At 36.8% G+C, this 18,432-nt stretch carries 11 protein-coding genes and 1 tRNA gene; 4 read left to right on the forward strand and 8 right to left on the reverse strand.

Annotated features, from left to right (window positions below; genetic code table 11):
• Positions 1 to 659: 659 nt before the first annotated feature.
• Positions 660 to 1,082 (reverse strand): hypothetical protein, encoded by a 423-nt coding sequence (locus JCM15074_RS06110; RefSeq protein WP_025820425.1) that lies wholly within the window; start codon positions 1,080 to 1,082, stop codon positions 660 to 662.
• 452 nt (positions 1,083 to 1,534) lie between these two features.
• On the opposite strand from JCM15074_RS06110, the gene JCM15074_RS06115 reads away from it, so the two are divergent.
• Positions 1,535 to 1,624 (forward strand) — tRNA-Ser (locus tag JCM15074_RS06115).
• A 626-nt stretch (positions 1,625 to 2,250) separates the two neighbouring features.
• Here the strand turns inward: JCM15074_RS06115 and JCM15074_RS23460 are convergent.
• The 4 genes from JCM15074_RS23460 to JCM15074_RS06140 all read right to left on the reverse strand — a co-directional run bounded on the left by JCM15074_RS23460 (position 2,251) and on the right by JCM15074_RS06140 (position 5,759).
• Positions 2,251 to 2,835 (reverse strand): tetratricopeptide repeat protein, encoded by a 585-nt coding sequence (locus tag JCM15074_RS23460; protein ID WP_148300739.1) that lies wholly within the window; start codon positions 2,833 to 2,835, stop codon positions 2,251 to 2,253.
• Positions 2,836 to 2,879: 44 nt separating this feature from the next.
• Entirely contained in the window at positions 2,880 to 3,437 is a 558-nt protein-coding gene (locus JCM15074_RS23465) for an alpha/beta hydrolase (RefSeq protein ID WP_051536840.1), read from the reverse strand.
• 628 nt (positions 3,438 to 4,065) lie between these two features.
• Positions 4,066 to 5,361 carry a hypothetical protein gene (locus tag JCM15074_RS06135; protein WP_025820427.1) on the reverse strand — a complete coding sequence of 432 codons (1,296 nt, stop codon included), beginning with the start codon at positions 5,359 to 5,361 and terminating at the stop codon, positions 4,066 to 4,068.
• A 191-nt stretch (positions 5,362 to 5,552) separates the two neighbouring features.
• Complete coding sequence (locus tag JCM15074_RS06140; RefSeq protein ID WP_025820428.1) at positions 5,553 to 5,759, reverse strand: PhzF family phenazine biosynthesis protein; 207 nt, start codon at positions 5,757 to 5,759, stop codon at positions 5,553 to 5,555.
• A gap of 691 nt (positions 5,760 to 6,450) precedes the next feature.
• On the opposite strand from JCM15074_RS06140, the gene JCM15074_RS21180 reads away from it, so the two are divergent.
• Genes JCM15074_RS21180 through JCM15074_RS06150 form a run of 3 tightly spaced genes read left to right on the forward strand, consistent with a single transcriptional unit; the run spans position 6,451 to position 8,221 of the window.
• Entirely contained in the window at positions 6,451 to 7,029 is a 579-nt protein-coding gene (locus tag JCM15074_RS21180; protein WP_306302216.1) for a mechanosensitive ion channel domain-containing protein, read from the forward strand.
• A gap of 8 nt (positions 7,030 to 7,037) precedes the next feature.
• Positions 7,038 to 7,310, forward strand: a complete 273-nt coding sequence (locus JCM15074_RS25470) for a hypothetical protein (protein WP_306302217.1) — start codon at positions 7,038 to 7,040, stop codon at positions 7,308 to 7,310.
• 11 nt (positions 7,311 to 7,321) lie between these two features.
• Positions 7,322 to 8,221 carry a hypothetical protein gene (locus JCM15074_RS06150; RefSeq protein WP_025820429.1) on the forward strand — a complete coding sequence of 300 codons (900 nt, stop codon included), beginning with the start codon at positions 7,322 to 7,324 and terminating at the stop codon, positions 8,219 to 8,221.
• A 133-nt stretch (positions 8,222 to 8,354) separates the two neighbouring features.
• Here JCM15074_RS06150 and JCM15074_RS06155 read toward each other — a convergent pair whose 3' ends face one another.
• From JCM15074_RS06155 to JCM15074_RS06165, 3 genes are all read right to left on the reverse strand, one after another.
• The gene (locus JCM15074_RS06155) at positions 8,355 to 9,533 is read right to left on the reverse strand and encodes an alpha-hydroxy acid oxidase (RefSeq protein ID WP_234400171.1); all 1,179 of its coding nucleotides are present in this window, start codon (positions 9,531 to 9,533) and stop codon (positions 8,355 to 8,357) included.
• Between the two features lie 399 nt (positions 9,534 to 9,932).
• Complete coding sequence (locus tag JCM15074_RS23470) at positions 9,933 to 13,955, reverse strand: lectin-like domain-containing protein (RefSeq protein WP_306302219.1); 4,023 nt, start codon at positions 13,953 to 13,955, stop codon at positions 9,933 to 9,935.
• Positions 13,956 to 13,990: 35 nt separating this feature from the next.
• Positions 13,991 to 18,283, reverse strand: a complete 4,293-nt coding sequence (locus tag JCM15074_RS06165) for a GEVED domain-containing protein (protein WP_025820432.1) — start codon at positions 18,281 to 18,283, stop codon at positions 13,991 to 13,993.
• Between the last annotated feature and the right edge of the window lie 149 nt (positions 18,284 to 18,432).

Raw genomic sequence — 18,432 nt, forward strand, 5'->3', positions numbered from 1 at the left:
TTCAGTTCCACAACAGTGTAAAGACAGAACTTTACTGGCAATGACACAACAACCCACTGAATATAAATACGACTTCACTATTTTTAAATAGCAAACAATAGTAAAAACAGATATCAGATAATTTACAACTGACTAAAGCTTATTGCATATTCTTCATTTATTTATAGGTTTTAAACGCTAACAGTTTTTCTAAAGATAAAATAATGCATTATTGTAACAATTAAAACGTACGCATATGTTGAGAAATATACACATTTTGCATTTGATAGTTTTCTATAATAGACAATGATTCAAACAGCTAGTGTCAAAAATCACTCAATTTTAGATTGGCTGATATGTTAGTTGAGGTGAATAAATATAAAACTAATGAGGTAATTATATTTAATCTTTTAAAATCAGTTAATTAAAGCACAACCTCTTCTATAATAAAAAAATATAACTTAGTTAAAAACTGAATTACGCCAATATCAAATGAATAATTTACAATAATTTTATTATTTCATTAAACTAAAATCATTTAACTAGCTATTTTTATACGGAATAGACAATAAGGATCGCCAAGAGTGATTAGCTGCCACTCAATCAAATAACGTTAAAATCCACAGAAGGGAGCTTTTTGCAGGTTTGACCTCTTAAATGGCATGCCTATAAAAAATGTATTATACAATTTGGCTATTAACCATATTAAGTAATGCAACACCATCATCAGTACCTAACAGTAACACTTGGCCATTTCTTAATTCTAGCTTAAGCGCCTGCATACCAGAAACACCATAAAACCAACCGTGTTTGGTCCGACGAATGCCTAAACCGTAAAACCATTTTATTTCAATAATTGAGGCTGACTTAATTTCTGAAAAATCAATGTGCTTACTAAAAAAACCTAGACCGAAGTGCCATTTTAGCTTTTGTTCTGTCTGTTCAATCACTAAGCAATGAAATAAGATTGCGATAACAATAATAGTAAGATAAACGGGCCAAAAAACCTGTTTTGTCGATGCTAGTTCAAGCAAAATAGTAAATACTGTAATTAGTCCCAGCATCACTAATATCGCCTTTGCATATTGTTTGTGATAATACATAAGAATTCCTCAATTGAGCTGCCAAATATTGAATATTAAAACGGCTCAGCATCCATACACACATCCAATTTATGGCTAACTTGTTTAATCAGTTTAGCAACAGATTGATTATCTTGCTGTTGTATGGGCCTTATTCGGTACATATGACTCTCATATTGAATAAAGAGCAGTATTTATCTATTAAATGAAAACAGATCACATCCCTCTTTTTGTCAAAAAATTTACTTATATTGTAACCATCCTACAAATTACACCATCTCAGTTCTGATAAACTGATCTAAGCAAACTCAAATAGCCATAGTCTTAAATTGAATCAATTGCTTAGCAATTACTCAAATAAACGCAAACACGCTATTTTTACTTGACCCATCGCAGCCCATTCAGTAAAGTAGCCATCCGTTGAGCAGCGATGCTACAACCGTCAGCCAAGACGTTAATACGGCATACAATTTGGTGAGCTGGCTGAGTGGCTGAAGGCGCACGCCTGGAAAGTGTGTTTAGGCTAACCCCTAACGAGAGTTCGAATCTCTCGCTCACCGCCAAATAAAGATAACGGGAACAACTGCTTAGTTGTTCCCGTTTTCGTTTTGGGGAGTTTTTGGGGAGTTCTACCATGTTGCCAGTCTATCTCAGCCATAGTCTGAACTACAAAATCTAAGTATTGTCACCATCTTAGCTATCGTAAAAAACGAACTTAGAGAGGTAGTTACACTTATAGAGGTAGTTACACTTATAGAGGTAGTTACACTTATAGAGGTAGTTACACTTATAGAGGTACAAAACAAAGCCAATTGTTTTTATCCACATTCACAACCTTGTTTAGCGCCGAACATGATAACGCCTGCTAGTAATAACGAATGTACCAAATGCCCTTCAAACAGTTTTCTGCATAAACATCAATATCCTTCTTGCCAACGTGTCGTATTGTCTTGGGCATACCGCACGAAGTGAGCAATAGAGCCATCCATACTTTTACCACAATACTTCGAACTCTCTATAATTGATAACACCTCACCTAAGCGGAAAAATTTGTGGCTAAAATTAGCAAGGAACGAGCAAAAGCTAACTGTTTCATTCCGTTCCTCAGCATATGCCTTTCTGCTTCTGTTAAAAGTAAGCTAGTATGTTGCCAAAACTGAAAGCCAGCTTTGATATAAAAACCTAGCACTTATTCTCCTTTACTATTTAGCATGATTTTAAATTCAGCTAAGTATTGTTTATGCTTTTTTTGATGCCATTCAATCATTGTCTTAGATTTTTCAACAGCTTTCATTTGATATTGTATTGCTTTATTAATATCTCCAAGTTCAGCATATGCTTTTGCTAATGATGATAATGCATAAGCTGATTCAGGATAAAGTTCAGTAGTTTTTTGATATATAGATAATCCTTTCTGGGGATCCTTTGTTAATAATGATTTTGCTAGTGCCTTTAAAGAACCTTCAGCAGAAATATCAAAACCATATTTTTTCTCAGAAATTAAAGCATAATAATCAATAACTGCTTGCGCCCCTTTTTTAGAAATATCAGAGTTAGCTTCAAGGTCAGTATGAATATCACTAAATAGAGCTTCAATGCCATTAACAATAGAAACTATTGGTTGGGACATATAATTATTTTTATTATTATGGTGGACCTGCCAATCAAGAGTACTTGGTGAAGATGTTTTGAGTGCTTTTTCAAATAAATCAAAAGACGTCAAATTACCTTGTTCATACCGATGATTCCCTGTAGTAAGATATAAAAATCTCATTTGATCATCTTTTGAGGCTAGTTTCGCTTTTGCCTCTGACGTTATCAACCAAAATCATTAGCCAATGATGGGCTAGTAATAATATATGCGTTAAATAATGTAGGGCGATTGAGTAAAGTAAATAATCCTAATGCTCCATTTCCCATAAAGCCACTATAAATATTAAATCCATTAGTTCGATATTTTTCGTCTATAGCTTTGAGTAGATCATGTTCGAAGTAATCGAGTATTGTTTGATTACTTGGGTCACTTACAATTTGTTTGAATAATTTTGCAAATTCAGGATTATAATTTGCAGGAGTAATTATAATTGATTCAAGCCAAGGCCAATCGCCATTATGACTTAACCAGTCATGTAAGCCGCTAAGATAAGGTTGGCTACGCGGGTGTAAGTCAAAAATAACAAAGTATTTTTTATCTTTCCCTTTTACCTCACTATAACTTTTAGGCAATGTAACATTATATTCAATTGTCTCTTTAAAATATTTAGATTTTACTTTAAGCGACTGAATGGGATTGAGCGCTGTGATATCTGTTGCTTCCACAATAACTGAATGTAATCCAATCATTAAAATGAGGTAAGTTACAATTATTTTCATCATTATAAATCCTTTTGAGATACACAAATCAATGATTCACTTATAACGCCGAATTAAGATGTGCGTAGCTCTTGCCTATACTTTGATGGCGCAAAAATGGCAAGCATTTAAAATTATTCTTAAATGCTTTGTCGTGCATAAGATATTCAACCCTTGGAGTTACTAACTTCATCCTGAATTCCGCTGTTACGCATCACGTTACAATAACGAGCGAGTGTTAGCAAGTCCAGCACCGCAGGTGCGAATTTGCTTTGCCTTGTTATTAATTTGACATCATCAATTAGCTGAATGCCTGAAATCTCAGTTGAAAAATTGAGCTTTAAAAGTAAAGTCTGTAAGCACGCGCGCATAAGCTACAAGATTATCATCACCATCCAAAATGCAAATATTTATCTGAGAGCCATTAACGCACTTTTTAGTTTCTTGAAGCCTACGCTCCTTCGTCCAACACTCTTTTAGATAAAATCGGTGATGCTGTTCTATATTTTTATCGCTCAGGCTATAAATTGTGTTCATATCTATTTGATGCATAACATTCAAATTACGGCACTAACATCCACGGTTACTTAATTCATGGGGCGTATTAAACGGGCGAGAAAAAAGCACCACAATAATACGAATCCACCTGACTTTACTTATTAGCCGCTATTTTCTTTAAAACTTCTATAGTGTCAATTTCATCTGTTCCAGATAACAAATTAATAGAACGACTCAATTCGTCAGAGATATAAGGTTTTATTACATTTAGAAACGTCCTTACGGCTGCAGCCTCTCCTGATTCCACTTGTGTATTAAATTTATTCCATGCTCTAAAAATATCAAAGTTCTCATTATTAGCTGTTAAATTTCTATCGATTGCATTTATAAGCAATAGACCACAACTATAATGTAACTTCGGGTTTAATTTAGCCGCTTCTGAGTAACTCGACTTATTTTCTAAACCATTAAAACAGCGTTTCTTTGCAATATTTACTTTCTTGACAAACAGGCTTTTGTTATTTCTAAGATCTGACGTAGCTATTCCTGCTAGATATTCAGCTACCCCCTCGTGCAGCCATGCTTCTGATTGACTTTCAATCTCACTCGCTTTTCTCTGATACAAATGAGCAACTTCATGAGCAAAAAACCAGAAAACGGAATCACTGTTAAGCTGTTCAATTGATTTTTTACCGTACCAATGCATAAATATTTGTCCTGGTAGTGTGCCCCCCTGATTTCCATAACTACCATTAATCGTCTCGCTATATGATGCAAATAGAGCCGGCCTATAATTTAAGGCTCCCATTTTATTGGTAAAAAAGTTCATCAGCTTTGGCAGGTCATTTGAAATGTGTTTTTTTAGTTCTTTCGGCAATTTTGTATCAATTAGACTTACAAAGTGAGTGTCTTTGATAGGAATACCGTTACCAATATATACTTTTTGCCCACTATCTTTATCGATCCAGTTTGCTTCTCTCGAATAAACTTCCCCACCAACTATAATATTTTTGTCTTGTGCTTTTACTTCAAAAGGCCATTTATTTAATTCAGGAACACATATATCAGCACAAGCAAAAAATCTTCCTGAATGAAACAAAAAACCATTATCTGAAAAAGGAGAAAAAGATGCATACTCTTTAGGTAAAGGAGTATAAGTTGAAGTAAGCCAGATTTTGACTTCAGTAAAACCCTTTCCATCAAGCTTAGTCACACTCTCTAAACCATTATCTTCGTCATATTTAATCACGAATTCTGAGTTTTGGGGTTGCCATCGTTTAACTCTAGAGTTGTCTGGATTTCTTTTAAATGTCAGCTTTTTTATCGGTTCCACTGTACTATATGTAACACTCCAAGCTCCGCCTTTATGCTTTTCTAGCAGAGTTGTAACGTCCGCTCCCATTAACAAGGGAGAAAAGAATATAGGTATGAATAATACTATTTTGAACACTGAAATTTACTCCTCAAGGGGCGGCTAACGCTCGCAGCAAACGGCACAAAATAGTTGGCTAAAATTAGCGACATGGTAAGCCCCTAGTTATCTATATGATTTTCAGACAACTTTAGAGAATAAAACTCAAGATCATCTTGCCAACTCTTTACCTCTATAATCAGTAATTCCAAAACAATGGAGAGAAATTATTATTGCTTTACCTCCGCTTTCGGAGTAAACCACTTTAGCGTCATATCAGAAAGCGATAAGAAAGCCATTTCGGGCACAGCCATTTCTTCAGCAATTGATAGCATTAAGCTATCAATTAAGCCATTGTTTGTTATACAGACTCCAGCAGGATTACCTTTGAATGCTTCACTTGTAAATGAATCAACCTGATAGATATCTAAGTCCATTTAGTTTTCCTAATTTAATAAAGTCATATAATAGTATATTAGGCTGAATTCCGAATTAGAACAGACTGCAAAGTTAATTTTATAATAAAGAATCACCCTAAAAAGCTAATATTTCAATGCGTTATTAAATGTTTTACTTCACCTTCACTAACTCCCCTGATAGTGAAAGTCAGAATTTGCATATTTGTGATGTAGTGCGATTTAGCTGCTAAATATAGCTGTTTTTAAACAATCACTTAGTTGTTATTGACGCTAAATCACTTTTCTTCTTACCCCCAAATAAGGCTGAACATTCACAATCATTATTATGCCTGTTTATATGACAGTTCTTGTGAAAAGGCACTATGCCATCAATATATAAGCAAATTTTGCTTTGACGACATACTGGTTGGTATATTTATCATACAAAATTGCTACTTTTACGGATAACTGTGTATTTATACAGTTATCCGTATTCCCCCTACAATAACTGATAAACGTCAAATATGACCGTAAGATTAATTTTCATTATTAGTTCATTTTTTACGAATGTAACACATTAAACCGATGCTTTTTAAGCCATAATGTAACTAAAGTAAGCTGTTTCATCATTGGTTGTCATAAATAAAACAAATAATGGCTAACTTGATTGTATTACTTAAAGATAGAACGCTAATATTGGCTATAACATGACTGCAAAAAGAGAAATATAATGGATTACATAATGATGGCCGTTGATTTTTTAATGGTCCATAAATTTCTATTCACACTCCTTATAATTCTATTCATTACTATTATTCGTCGTTTGGTATTGGCTAAAATTCGTGGCGAAGAACTGTTTTTAACTGAAGAACAGCGTAAATGGATGTCGCGTACCAAAAATGGTGCTTTTTCAATCATTGTGCTGCTGATTTTTTTACTGTGGAAGTCTGAAATTAGCGAATTTGCACTATCGGTTACCGCTATCGCAATTGCTATTGTTGTAGCATCTAAAGAGATTATTTTATGTGTCACTGGTTCTATTCAACGTGCGAGTTCTCGTTCATTTAGAATTGGTGATTGGATTGAAATAGGTAAGTTGTGCGGTGAAGTCATTGATCACAACTTAATGGCGACGGTGATTCAAGAAATTGACTTACACCATGGTCAATACAACTACACGGGTAAAACAGCAACCCTACCTAACAGTATGTTTTTTACCTATGCGGTCAAAAACCTTAATTTCATGAAACGCTATGTTTACCATGAGTTTTCTATTGTGGTTAAAGATTTTGTAAATATATACCAATGATACCGGGTATGATTACTAAGATTGACCACCATTGTGAGGACTTTATCGAAGTCGCGCGTCGTTATAATAGCGTGATAGAAAAACATGCAGGTGTCGATTTGCCCGGCTCAGAACCACATATTCATATTACCAGCAGCCCATATGGCGAGCAGATTATCCATTTTAGGTTATTCTGCCCTACTGATCGTGCCATTCATCTTGAACAAGATATTCGTTGTGATTTTATGTATGAATATGAATCTCGGTTTGCTGAGTCTACAACTGAAGCTGATAAAACTTAATTGGAATAAATATGGCATCACTTACTCATGCGTACAGTGTTGAATTTGAACAAATTATCGATGCTGAGCTTGCGTATGATCTGTATTGGACTGGTATTATTCGCAATAAATCTAGCTTTCAATGCCCATGTACTGAGTGCCAAGCTAAAGTCACTTGTATCAATCTTGATCAAATTAAACAGAATATGCGGCAAACGCCGCATTTTCGTAGTTATTGCCATAGTTCACAATGCACTATTCAACATCAAACTGATAAATTGCTAAACGAGCAAACGATAACCACTGCGAGTTTCCATTTACAGCGTCCGTCACAGCAACTGCAGCCGAAACAATCATGTTCTGCCCCAAATAATAGTTTGCTGCTAAATAGTTCACCTAAGCATACATCAATTGAAAAACAAGCAAGCCACCCGCATTATTATTCGGTAAGATCGCTTGTGACCAACTTTATTAAATTTCGTCAACAACAAACGCTTGAAAATCATAAGATTAAGATTGAAACGCATGAAATATGTTATCAGGACCTTTTTAAAGGCATCTATAAACAACCATTGGATAAATTGCCAGAGCAAAACTGCATTTATTGGGGGCTAGCTTATGTTGACTATAACCCTCAAAAACAATTTTATAGAATTACATTTATTCAAACTTTAACTCATAATGAGCAAATGATTAGACCAAGTTTGTTTATATCTGAACGTGAGATCGAGCGCTATCCAGTAAAAAAGCTGCTACTTTCAAGGTTAACCAATATTACTGAGCAAAAAGATAAACGTGCTTTTATTTTTGTGTACGGTAAACCCACGTTACATGAGGATAGGTTTATTAACTTCAAAGTGAGTAATCTTGACCATTTAGAGATTAGAACTTTAGAATTGTTTGACCAGTTAAAACGAACAGTCAAGTCGTAACATTAATGGTAAATAATTAAATTTTAAAAGTATGGTTAACTTTTAATGGTTGATTTTAAAGCGAAGCAATCTGATTTAAGCAAAGAGCTAAACCAAAGTAATTAACAATCGATTTAGCTCTTAAATATAACATTTAGTCGGTCAGATTATTCTGATAAATATTGTGCAATAAATGATTTGGAAAATCCGCAGGAGTTTCGCAGCAGCATTGTTCCATCACCTGTTGAAGTTGTTTCTTCAACATATTAATGGTGTGATATCCACCTTTATGCCCTAGTGCTCCGACACCATACATAAAAGTACGCCCCATAAAAGTAAAATCAACACCAACGGATAAAGTTCGAGCGATATCTGGACCATTACGAATACCGCTGTCCATCATAATAGTAAGCTTATCTCTATTTTTAGCAATAATATCAGGTGCAACGCTAATTGTTGATGGACCTGCATCTAACTGTCGTCCTCCGTGGTTAGAGATAATAATCCCCTCTAAACCTAGCTCAACAGCTTTGTCACTATCCTCGACAGTCGAAAGCCCTTTCATTACTAAGTTGCCATCCCACTTATCTCTAAGGCGTTGTACTTTTTCTACACTTAGACGACCATTAAATGTTTTATCCATAAATAGTGCTAGATGGTGCATATTCATACTACCTGGCATGTATTTAGTGAGAGTTTCGAATTGTGGCTTGCCTTTAATCAGTGTTGCTAATGCCCATTCAGGTGATTTGAAAATCTCATAGATATTATCCATGGTCATTTTAGGTGGCATGGCTAAACCATTTTTAATCTCTTTAGGGCGATAAGCAAATGTTGGCACATCAGATAAAAGCACCAATGTTTTTATGCCAGCAGCTTTACAGCGCTTTAAAATATCATCTGTAACCTTATCGTCTGCTGGATGATAAAGCTGAAACCAAGCTTTACCTTCAGTTATTTCAGCAATTTTTTCAATTGGAGAAGTAGACACAGTACTTAAAATAAAAGGTACATTATGATCAAAAGCTGCTTTGGCTAAAATCTCAGGAGATCCTGGCCAAATAAGCCCTTGTAAACCGACAGGACTAATACCAAATGGAGCATCATAAGTTTCACCAAATAAGGTGGTCTTCATTGAGATATTTTGATATTCACGTAGATAATATGGCAGTAATTCAAGCTGTCTAATATCATCAGTATTACGCTTTAAGCCTTCACCAGTATTACAACCACCATCTACATATTCGAATGCAAATTTAGGTAGACGTTTTTTGGCTTTTAATCTTAAGGCATCAACGGATGGATAGTTTGTATTAAAGTAGTCAATCATCATTCTTCTCACTTCTAAGAATTAATCTACTCGTTAACATACTCCCATTAGATTAATTTAAATCGACCTTGATGATTAAACTTTGGTAACATTTGACGATTTTGAACATAAAAAACACATTGCGCACAAAATATTATCAATATTTAAAATATATATTGTGTTTTCGATAATTTATTTGATTAAAAAACGAGCGTAAGAGGTGTGACCGACATAATTAACTAGAATAATTTGATACAGATCAATGCGAGCATACCAAACCCTTACACCACACATCTGCCAACACGTCATGCTGTCACATTTTAAAAACACAAACCGCTCTTATCAATAACCAAAATAAAGAGCATCTATACGACACTCTTTGTTTGTTAACATATCAAAAATAGACTGTATGTAGTAAACAACTTAATCAACTATCACTCTATAACTCACGCTACCTGTTGCGCCAGCTGCTACACTGCCACTGATTTGCCAGTTTATAGATCCCGCATAACCACTAGTATTTTCACTTAAACTAGGTACTGTAACAGTACAACCATTAGCAGATGGTAGGCCACTACCGCAAATTACGGCATTAGAGAGTGTTGTAAACTCAGGAGTTGTATCGAATATATTAACTTGTGTAATATTACCACTGCCGATATTAGCAAAATAAATCGTGTACTCTAAAACATCTCCAGGCTTTGCAAAGTTGCTAGTTCCCGCTACCCCAACTTGAGTAATATTCTTCACTGTTTTACTAAGTTGTAAATCACCTGCACCACTAAAGCTTGCACGCACGCCATCAGTATCAGAAACCAATTTAACGACATTATGCCCCGTTGATGCACTGTCGGCATAAGTCATTTGCGCTTGTAACTGGTAACTAAAGTTTTGATTAATCGTCGCATCAGTCGGGACTGTTATTCGAGAAATAATACATAATTGGTTGTTGCTGTTACTATTCACTGCAATTCCAGCACTGGTGGCAACGTCACCACTATCAATAGCACCATTACAATTGTCATCACTAAAGAGGTTAACCACCCAAGTTGAGTCATTTGCCGCATCTTGGATAATACTAAAATCAACAATTCCTGCCGTATTAACATTAAATTGATGTGCATACAGAACCTGACTTCCTGGTTCAACTTCAGAGAAGTTATCAGGTGCTAATTGCGGCGCGGTCACTTTGCCAAAGTTTAAGCCAGTTAACGTATCACCGGCTGCAGCATTGATTTGCATCTGATTGTCGGTCACTGATCCAATCGTTACTTGGGTATTTTGGCCATTATTAGACTCACTGATATCAATCCATTTCGCTTGTGGCGTCACCTGTAATAAAAGATCTTTGTTACTTAAGCTGACTGGAACCGTCAACTGATAAGCACCAGTTGCCTCGGTTACAACCTGCTCTATTTGATCTCCTTGACTAAATCCACCAGCAGCAATTGCATCGTTATATACAATCTTAACGTTAAATTTGGCGAGCCCTAATTCATCAACTTGAATTAAGCCATCATGAGCTATGGCTCCAGTACCTTTACCGTTATCCTCAAATATTCTACCTTGTAATAAAATTTGGTTAATCAGTGTAAATATATAATCCTCAACCTCACCATCATTTGCGGCCCCGGTTGGAGTATTACAATCATTAACTTGGCTACAGAATCTAAAACGAGCAAAGGTGTCACCACTGAATCCTTGGGTTGCACTAGGATCAATAGTTAAATCCAGTTGAGTATTGGTATTATTAATACTTTGTTCATTAATAAAGTGCTCATCAGTTGGATGGAAACTGCCATCGCCATTAACGTCAATCCAAACATTTAAATAACCAATCGGTTGAGACAAGTTAATCGCAATTGCACTTTGGGTATTAACAATGACTTCCTCTGGTACTGATGCACCATCTTCATCATCAATACCTTGTAAATCATCCCCTTTTGCATCAGCACTAACACTTGCAGCCACTTCTGAATCCCACAAGATACCGAGAGTTAAATCTTGATCACCGTCTAGCGCAGGATCATTATCAGCTCCTGTATCAGAGAAGCTATGATATGCCACACCATAATTGGCATTTATACCTGATGCCAAAATACCTGATATAGGCGCATCGGAATAATCTCGAGCGTAAAAACATCCTGCGGTATCACTATTTAGACGATTAGCGTCTGATCCTGTTAAATAATAATCAATTTCTTTGGTGGTTATATTAATTCGATATATGGCTGAGCGATCTAATACATCATAACTACCAGATTTGTTACTATCGTGATTACCATTATCGACAAAGGCATACAAACTAATACCATTGTCCATAACTAATCCCCCGCTTATCGCATCACCTGTACCATCGACAGGTAGTAAACCAGTACCATAATCTAAATTAAAACTATCGACGTTTCCGGTATTGACACTAATTTGACGTAAAATGCCATTTTCAATATCTAGATTATATAAAAGGCCATCATTGATATTAAATGCGACATCTCCACCTGCGAGGTAATCATTAATTGCAATCGATTTATAACTCGAATTTTGCAGATCAATACGGATTAAATTCTTCAAATCCTCGGTCGCGGTATATAGCCACTTACCATCAACGGACACATCACCCATGGTCAGAGGACCAATATTTTTACCTTCAATAGACAAGGTCAATGCCTGCTGATCGAAAATAGTTAACACCCCATGAGTGCGGTGTTGAATTTGTTGTGGGCCTTCAGCACGAATAATACCTAAATCGATAAAACGAGAACCCGTTCTATCTGTAGCAAATAAATGCGTTTGCCCCGCAGCATTATTTTGATCAACAAAAGTACCGTAAATTAAACCATCTTCACGATTCATACCGATACTATTGATATAAAATAAACTCGAGATTCCATCTACCGTTAAATTAGAAACTATATTAGAGAATAACGCTGGATTTGATGCCGTGTCTAATTGTGCGTAATCAAAACCATTACTACTATTTTGCTCTGTTCCAAGCACAATATCACAAGTATTATCAGGACTAAGATCAGACACTATAACGCGATAGTCATCAACTTCACCGTTGGCGACCAAACCAGTAGGTACATTACAAGTAGTATCTGTACATAATCGGATTCTGGCATAGGTCACACCAATAAGGGCATTGGCTGGCACTGCAATATTCGTAAAGTTATTTACCCCAATTGATGCAGATGTTTGATTGATGATTCGCTCAGAGGTTTCCCATACTCCATTTTGGTTCCAATCAATCCAGCCATAAATATGAGCTCCACTTGATAAGCGGCTAGCATCTTCCATCACTTCAACACTGATATTAAAGTTTGCACTTTTAGGCAATAAGGTAGGAATTGCTATACCATCTTCATCATCAAAATTTTCAATATCATCTGCTGTCGCAGCTTCATTTTGTAAATTACCAAAATCAGAATCCCACAATGTTCCCATACGTAAATCAATAACACCATTATCATCAGTGTCTGCTTGGGTATGAATAGCACCATTATTGTCATAAACAGTTTGATAATCTGCTTTACCCGTTCCAGTTGTTGAATCTGGTGCATCACCTAAATCACTCCCCAGTACATTAGGGGCTTTAGTAAAACAACCTTTCTGTTCATTCCAAGCACCACCAGTACCACCGGTAAAACCAAAACGAACAAGATTAGTACCTAAATCGGTACGAATATTACGGGTAAATTCACCTACAAGTACACCATCAAGCATATATCTAAAGTGGTTTGTGACAGGATCCCAGAAGAATTGGGCAATATGATAGCGGCCATCTTCTAATTCATTATTATTGGCCGGTTGTGCTGCAATTAAAGTTGTTGCAGGAGAAGTATTAAATATTTGACCATTTAAATAGACACCAGTGTGATCGATATATTGCCCGCCAACAGCATCATCATTTGCACCTTGGAAAGCGTTATCAAAGGTATCGAACTCAAACACAACAGAAGGTTGAACAGCAGTACCACCATTAACAGGCCCAACCCCCAAACCACCACCAAATCCGCCAATCGCGTTAATACCACGCGGATCAGCACTTAACACAAACGTCATACCATCTGCGCCAGCCTCAATACCTGTACTAGGGCAGTTAACATTACATGAACGATTACCAAGATAGACAGCCAATTCAGAGTAAAGCGGTTGATCTAAATCGATAAACTCATAACTCCAAAGATAACCATGCTGATTCCCCTGATTGGGTGTAACAATATATTCGCCTAATGCAGAAAGATAAGCATCACCGCCCTCTTTTGCACGAGGTGCATCACACGTTCCAGGGAAGATAGTATTAGTAATATTTGGCGTAATACTGTCAGTATCATCTTCGCCATTACCAAAACCATTATTCGGCGTGGAGTCAATATCAACAATATCTGTAGCAATAATCTCTGCATTTATAATTCCTGCAGTTAATGCCTGTGGCGCAAGGCGAATGGTTGCATAATCAGTAAAGCCAAGACCTACCGCACCTAAATCAAGTTCACCTGTTGTAGGATTATAGGTATCTGTTGGCGTAACACCATCGCTTCATAAGCTCTGACATAACTATAGCCTGCGGGGATCGGCAGCGTCACTTTAGTATTATACGCAATCGCATCACCTAGGTTTTCAACACCGACGACAATATTAAATGGTACACCAACGGTTAAATCTGCCACTGGATCAAGTGTTAATACTAACTGTAAATCACCATATGGCGTTAAATCTAAGGCGTGGTCTTCGACCTCTCCATCACTTGCGGGACCACTCGCTGTAGCACAATTTGTATTTGTCGAACAGGTACGTAAACGTATATAAGTTTCCCCCTGAACAATATCCGCTGGAACAGTGAACTCTAGGGCTAATTCGCCACTTGCTGTGACAACGGTAGTGGCTTTTTCATCGGTATCACTAAAGCTTTTATCATTATCAAAATCAATCCAACCGTGAAGGTTATCATTACCGCTAGAAACGACTTTGACTTGAATGACTAATTTATCATCTTCGGCATAAAACTGAGTAATCGTCGGTATAATTAAGCCATCCTCATCATCTGGCGTTAAACCATTAACATCATCACCGTCTGCGGCTGTAGTAGGTTGACCATCGTTTTCATTATCAGGCTTTTCAGTGCCTAAATATGGTACCGTCACATCGGTTTGATGGCGAGGACCACCATCGGCAAATAAGGTAAGAAAATCATTAGGTGCATCTGCAAAATCAAGCGGTACAGGCGCATATCGACAGCGTGCACCATCATTACCATTAGCAATATTACCAGTCGCAATTAGCACACCGTTTAGATTAGGTGAACTAGGGTTCGTGATATCAAAGCGATACAGCTCACCAGTATTATTAATTGATGCATATAAATAGCCTAAATTATCGAAATAGACTGCACCGGGTCCATCTCCAGTAGTTATATTGGTGTCACCGAAATCAGTCACTGTCGTTGCCGCCGAATTAAAATCGATATTAAATTGAATTAAACGATCGGGACTGCCCCAATTAATGGCCCAAACACTGCCATTAATTGGGTGAATTGCGATATCACCTTGAGTTTGATTGGTGTTAGTGGATTGCCCAATATACTGCATATAAGTTGGTGAAGCAGGATTAACATCAACAATCATAACTCTTCGACCCGAAGATGAATTCGTGACGAGTACCAACTTATCATCATCAGTCACATCACCTGAAGGAAATGAGAATCCATTCAACTCAGGTACATCAAAGCTATTGATAAGTTCACCATTTGCATTAAGTACGATGACATCTCCACTTGGTGCCGCAACACCAAATATAAGATTTTGACGAACACTGTAACCTATAGCGTTATACAGGCCAGAATTAGCCGATCCGATTAGCGTTTCATCTGTCGTCACTAGATTGACTGAAAATAATTGTGAAGGGTTATTTTTAGCTAAATAAGCATTGGTATCACAAGTTGGAAAAGCACTGGTATATTGCAAATCACCAAAATTTTGTAGAATAATATCAGTGTTAACTTGCCCCAACTGCAATTGATTACTTGAGGTAGATATATACAATTCTAAATCGGCAATAACATTTTCAGTTACAGCCCCCGTTGAGGTGTTAATTATCCCTTGACTTGGTGGACCAGTAGCACAATTAATAGGTGTGATAGCATTTGCTGTTTCGAAAACGCTATAGGTTTTATTGGGTTCAACAATAAATTGATAAAAACCGATATCATCACTATTAATAACACCATCACCATTGGCATCAATAGAACCATCGGTGGTATCTATTGAAGTACATTGTTTATCAGTGTCATTATATAATGTCACTGTTACACCAGCTAACCCTTGCTCACCTGACTCCTTAGTGCCATTACCTCGAATAGCTGAATTACTACCGTCATCATGATAAACATAACCAGAAACTGTTGGTGCAATCAGAATTTGGTGATCTTCTACTTCACCATGATTCACAGAACCATAAGCGCGATCATCTTTTGTATCAGAAGTAGAAAGATCAACCAAATTAGTATCTGTAATCCGCAGCCTTAGGTATGACGTTCCGCCTTGAATTGATAAATTACTCCAACTTAACGAAGCATTACCATTAGCCGCTGCGGAGTTATCGATACATTGTGCTTGAGCAGCTTCACTTTCTTCAAATAAACCATTGCGGTTAGCATCTATCCAACCATAAACGATACCGCCTAAATTACCATTTAACGCACTATAATCGTTACAAGTCACATCAAGGCTGTATGTTGAACTGGTCACTGTAGTTAGATTAGTAACGGCATCTTCATCATCAGGCACACTACCTTTAACATCGTCATCTGTGGCATTGTTATTATTATCAGTACCGTCATGAAAGCCATCATCATCAGCATCGGGGGCTGTAGTTCCTAAGTACATATCATCAACAATAGTATGAGATGGCCCACTATTAAGTGCCAATGTTTCATAATCATCTTGATTTGAACCAGTAACAATATCTGGAGCATCACCGTAATCACAACCATTGTTATCACTCACGACCATACTCACGCCACCAAAAATATATTTCTGTGCAGCGGGATCATTAGTATGTGAAGTATGAGCGAGCCATATGCCTTGAGATGGATTAAGTGTTCTTGAGCCTGTAACTACTGGCGATTGTAGAATTTCAGTCCCATTATCTTCAAGAATGGTTAACTGCATCTGTACCGAATTACTGGCATCAACAGTCATTCTGATACGATAACGTTTATAACTCGTATCTAAAATACCTGACATTTGACGTAAATAGGTTAATGTTCCGCCAAAGTTAGCAATACGAGCATTGTTACCATTCCACGTACCACTAAGCCCCATCTGCCCTGCAAAACTATTACTAGAATCAGTAATTAGCACCCCATTCATGTTTTGATGATCAGTCAACCAGAATAAGAAGTCACCGTCCTGAAGCCTTAAATTACGTAATCTAAACTCTGCTTCAACTTCGATGGGGTAGTTAAATGTTTGATTAGGTGCTAAAACCTGTAAATCAAAACGCTTAGATGGCTGAGAACTGCCACGAGCAGTATCTGAGCGTAATTCATCACCGACAACATTTACCCCTGCGTATTCATTGTATATCGGTAACTCTGCGATTTCTCTACCATTGATAGCTTGGCTTGCCACTGAACAGGTCACAATATCGGGTAATTCACCTGCAGCAGTGACACTAATAATATGATCTTCGACCTCACCTATTCCTGCATCACCATATGAACGTGGATCTTCGATTGCTCCCACTGCTGAATCAGTTAATAAGTTAGGGGTTATGCGAGTACGCATCATAAATTGTTGGTTATCACTTAAACTCGGCAAGTTGTACCATGATAAATTGACCTGAGTCGCATTATTATTGACTTGGATGGCTCCCCCGGTTGCTAAACCACTATCAACAAACTCATCTCGATCAAATGTACCGTTATTATCCCAGTCTACCCATGAGTATATATATGCCGTACTTCCGGTACTATTTTTTACTGATTGATTGCTTGATAAAGATGTTGAGTTTGCATAAAAATTGACTATTGATGGGGTATCTTCATCATCCGTAGAAGTATTGTCATCACTCGTTGCTGTAGTATTCGCAACTAAGCCTGATTCAGTATCTGCTACAGTCTCACCAATGAATAAATTGTTACTTGGTTCGTGACTAGGACCATTTTCAGAAACTAATGTACGATAATTGCCACCAGCATCGCCGTAATCTTTATTGACAGATATGCCAATAGAACGACTGCCAGCAGTCGTTCTAAAGTAATATCGAAAATCATTCTCGGAGGTATAACCACAGTTTTGACTTTGCGCACCGTCCTCTGCATTTGACATACAAAAAGACATATGGTCAGGTAAATTAATGGTCGTCTCATTCGCATTAGCACTTATACGAACTAAAACTAATTGGATATTGACATTTTTATTTGTATTTACATCGTAAAAAGGACCGAAAAAATTAGGGTGAGTAGAACCAGTATTACAATGATTTTTACGTTGACCATCAATATACAATTCTAAGCGGTAATCGGTACTGCCTATATTGATATAATTGTTACTGAATGATAAACCTTCTGTACCACAACGAAAACTATGGTGGATATTATCTTGAGTATCATCTCGGTATGCGACATTAGTAGTAGCGTTGATTAACGTAAGACGTCCACCGACACTGAGTTGATTGATATTTGTAGGAGCTGTCCAAGTTTGATTAGGCTCAACATTTAAATAGGTACGAGCATAAGAATTGGCACTTATAGTCAAACTGAAAAGTACCATCGTACTCATTGCAAAATACGTAAATAGATATGAAACTAAATTCTTTAAAATTAACAATGAATTTTGTATACAACGTCCAGCGAATTTTAGCAAAGTCATACAACCTCATTTAACTCTGCGTTTCTTATCGAGTCACCACATCACCCTGT

Origin of the sequence: Shewanella marina JCM 15074 (assembly GCF_000614975.1) — a bacterium.
Taxonomy (GTDB): Bacteria; Pseudomonadota; Gammaproteobacteria; order Enterobacterales; family Shewanellaceae; genus Shewanella; species Shewanella marina.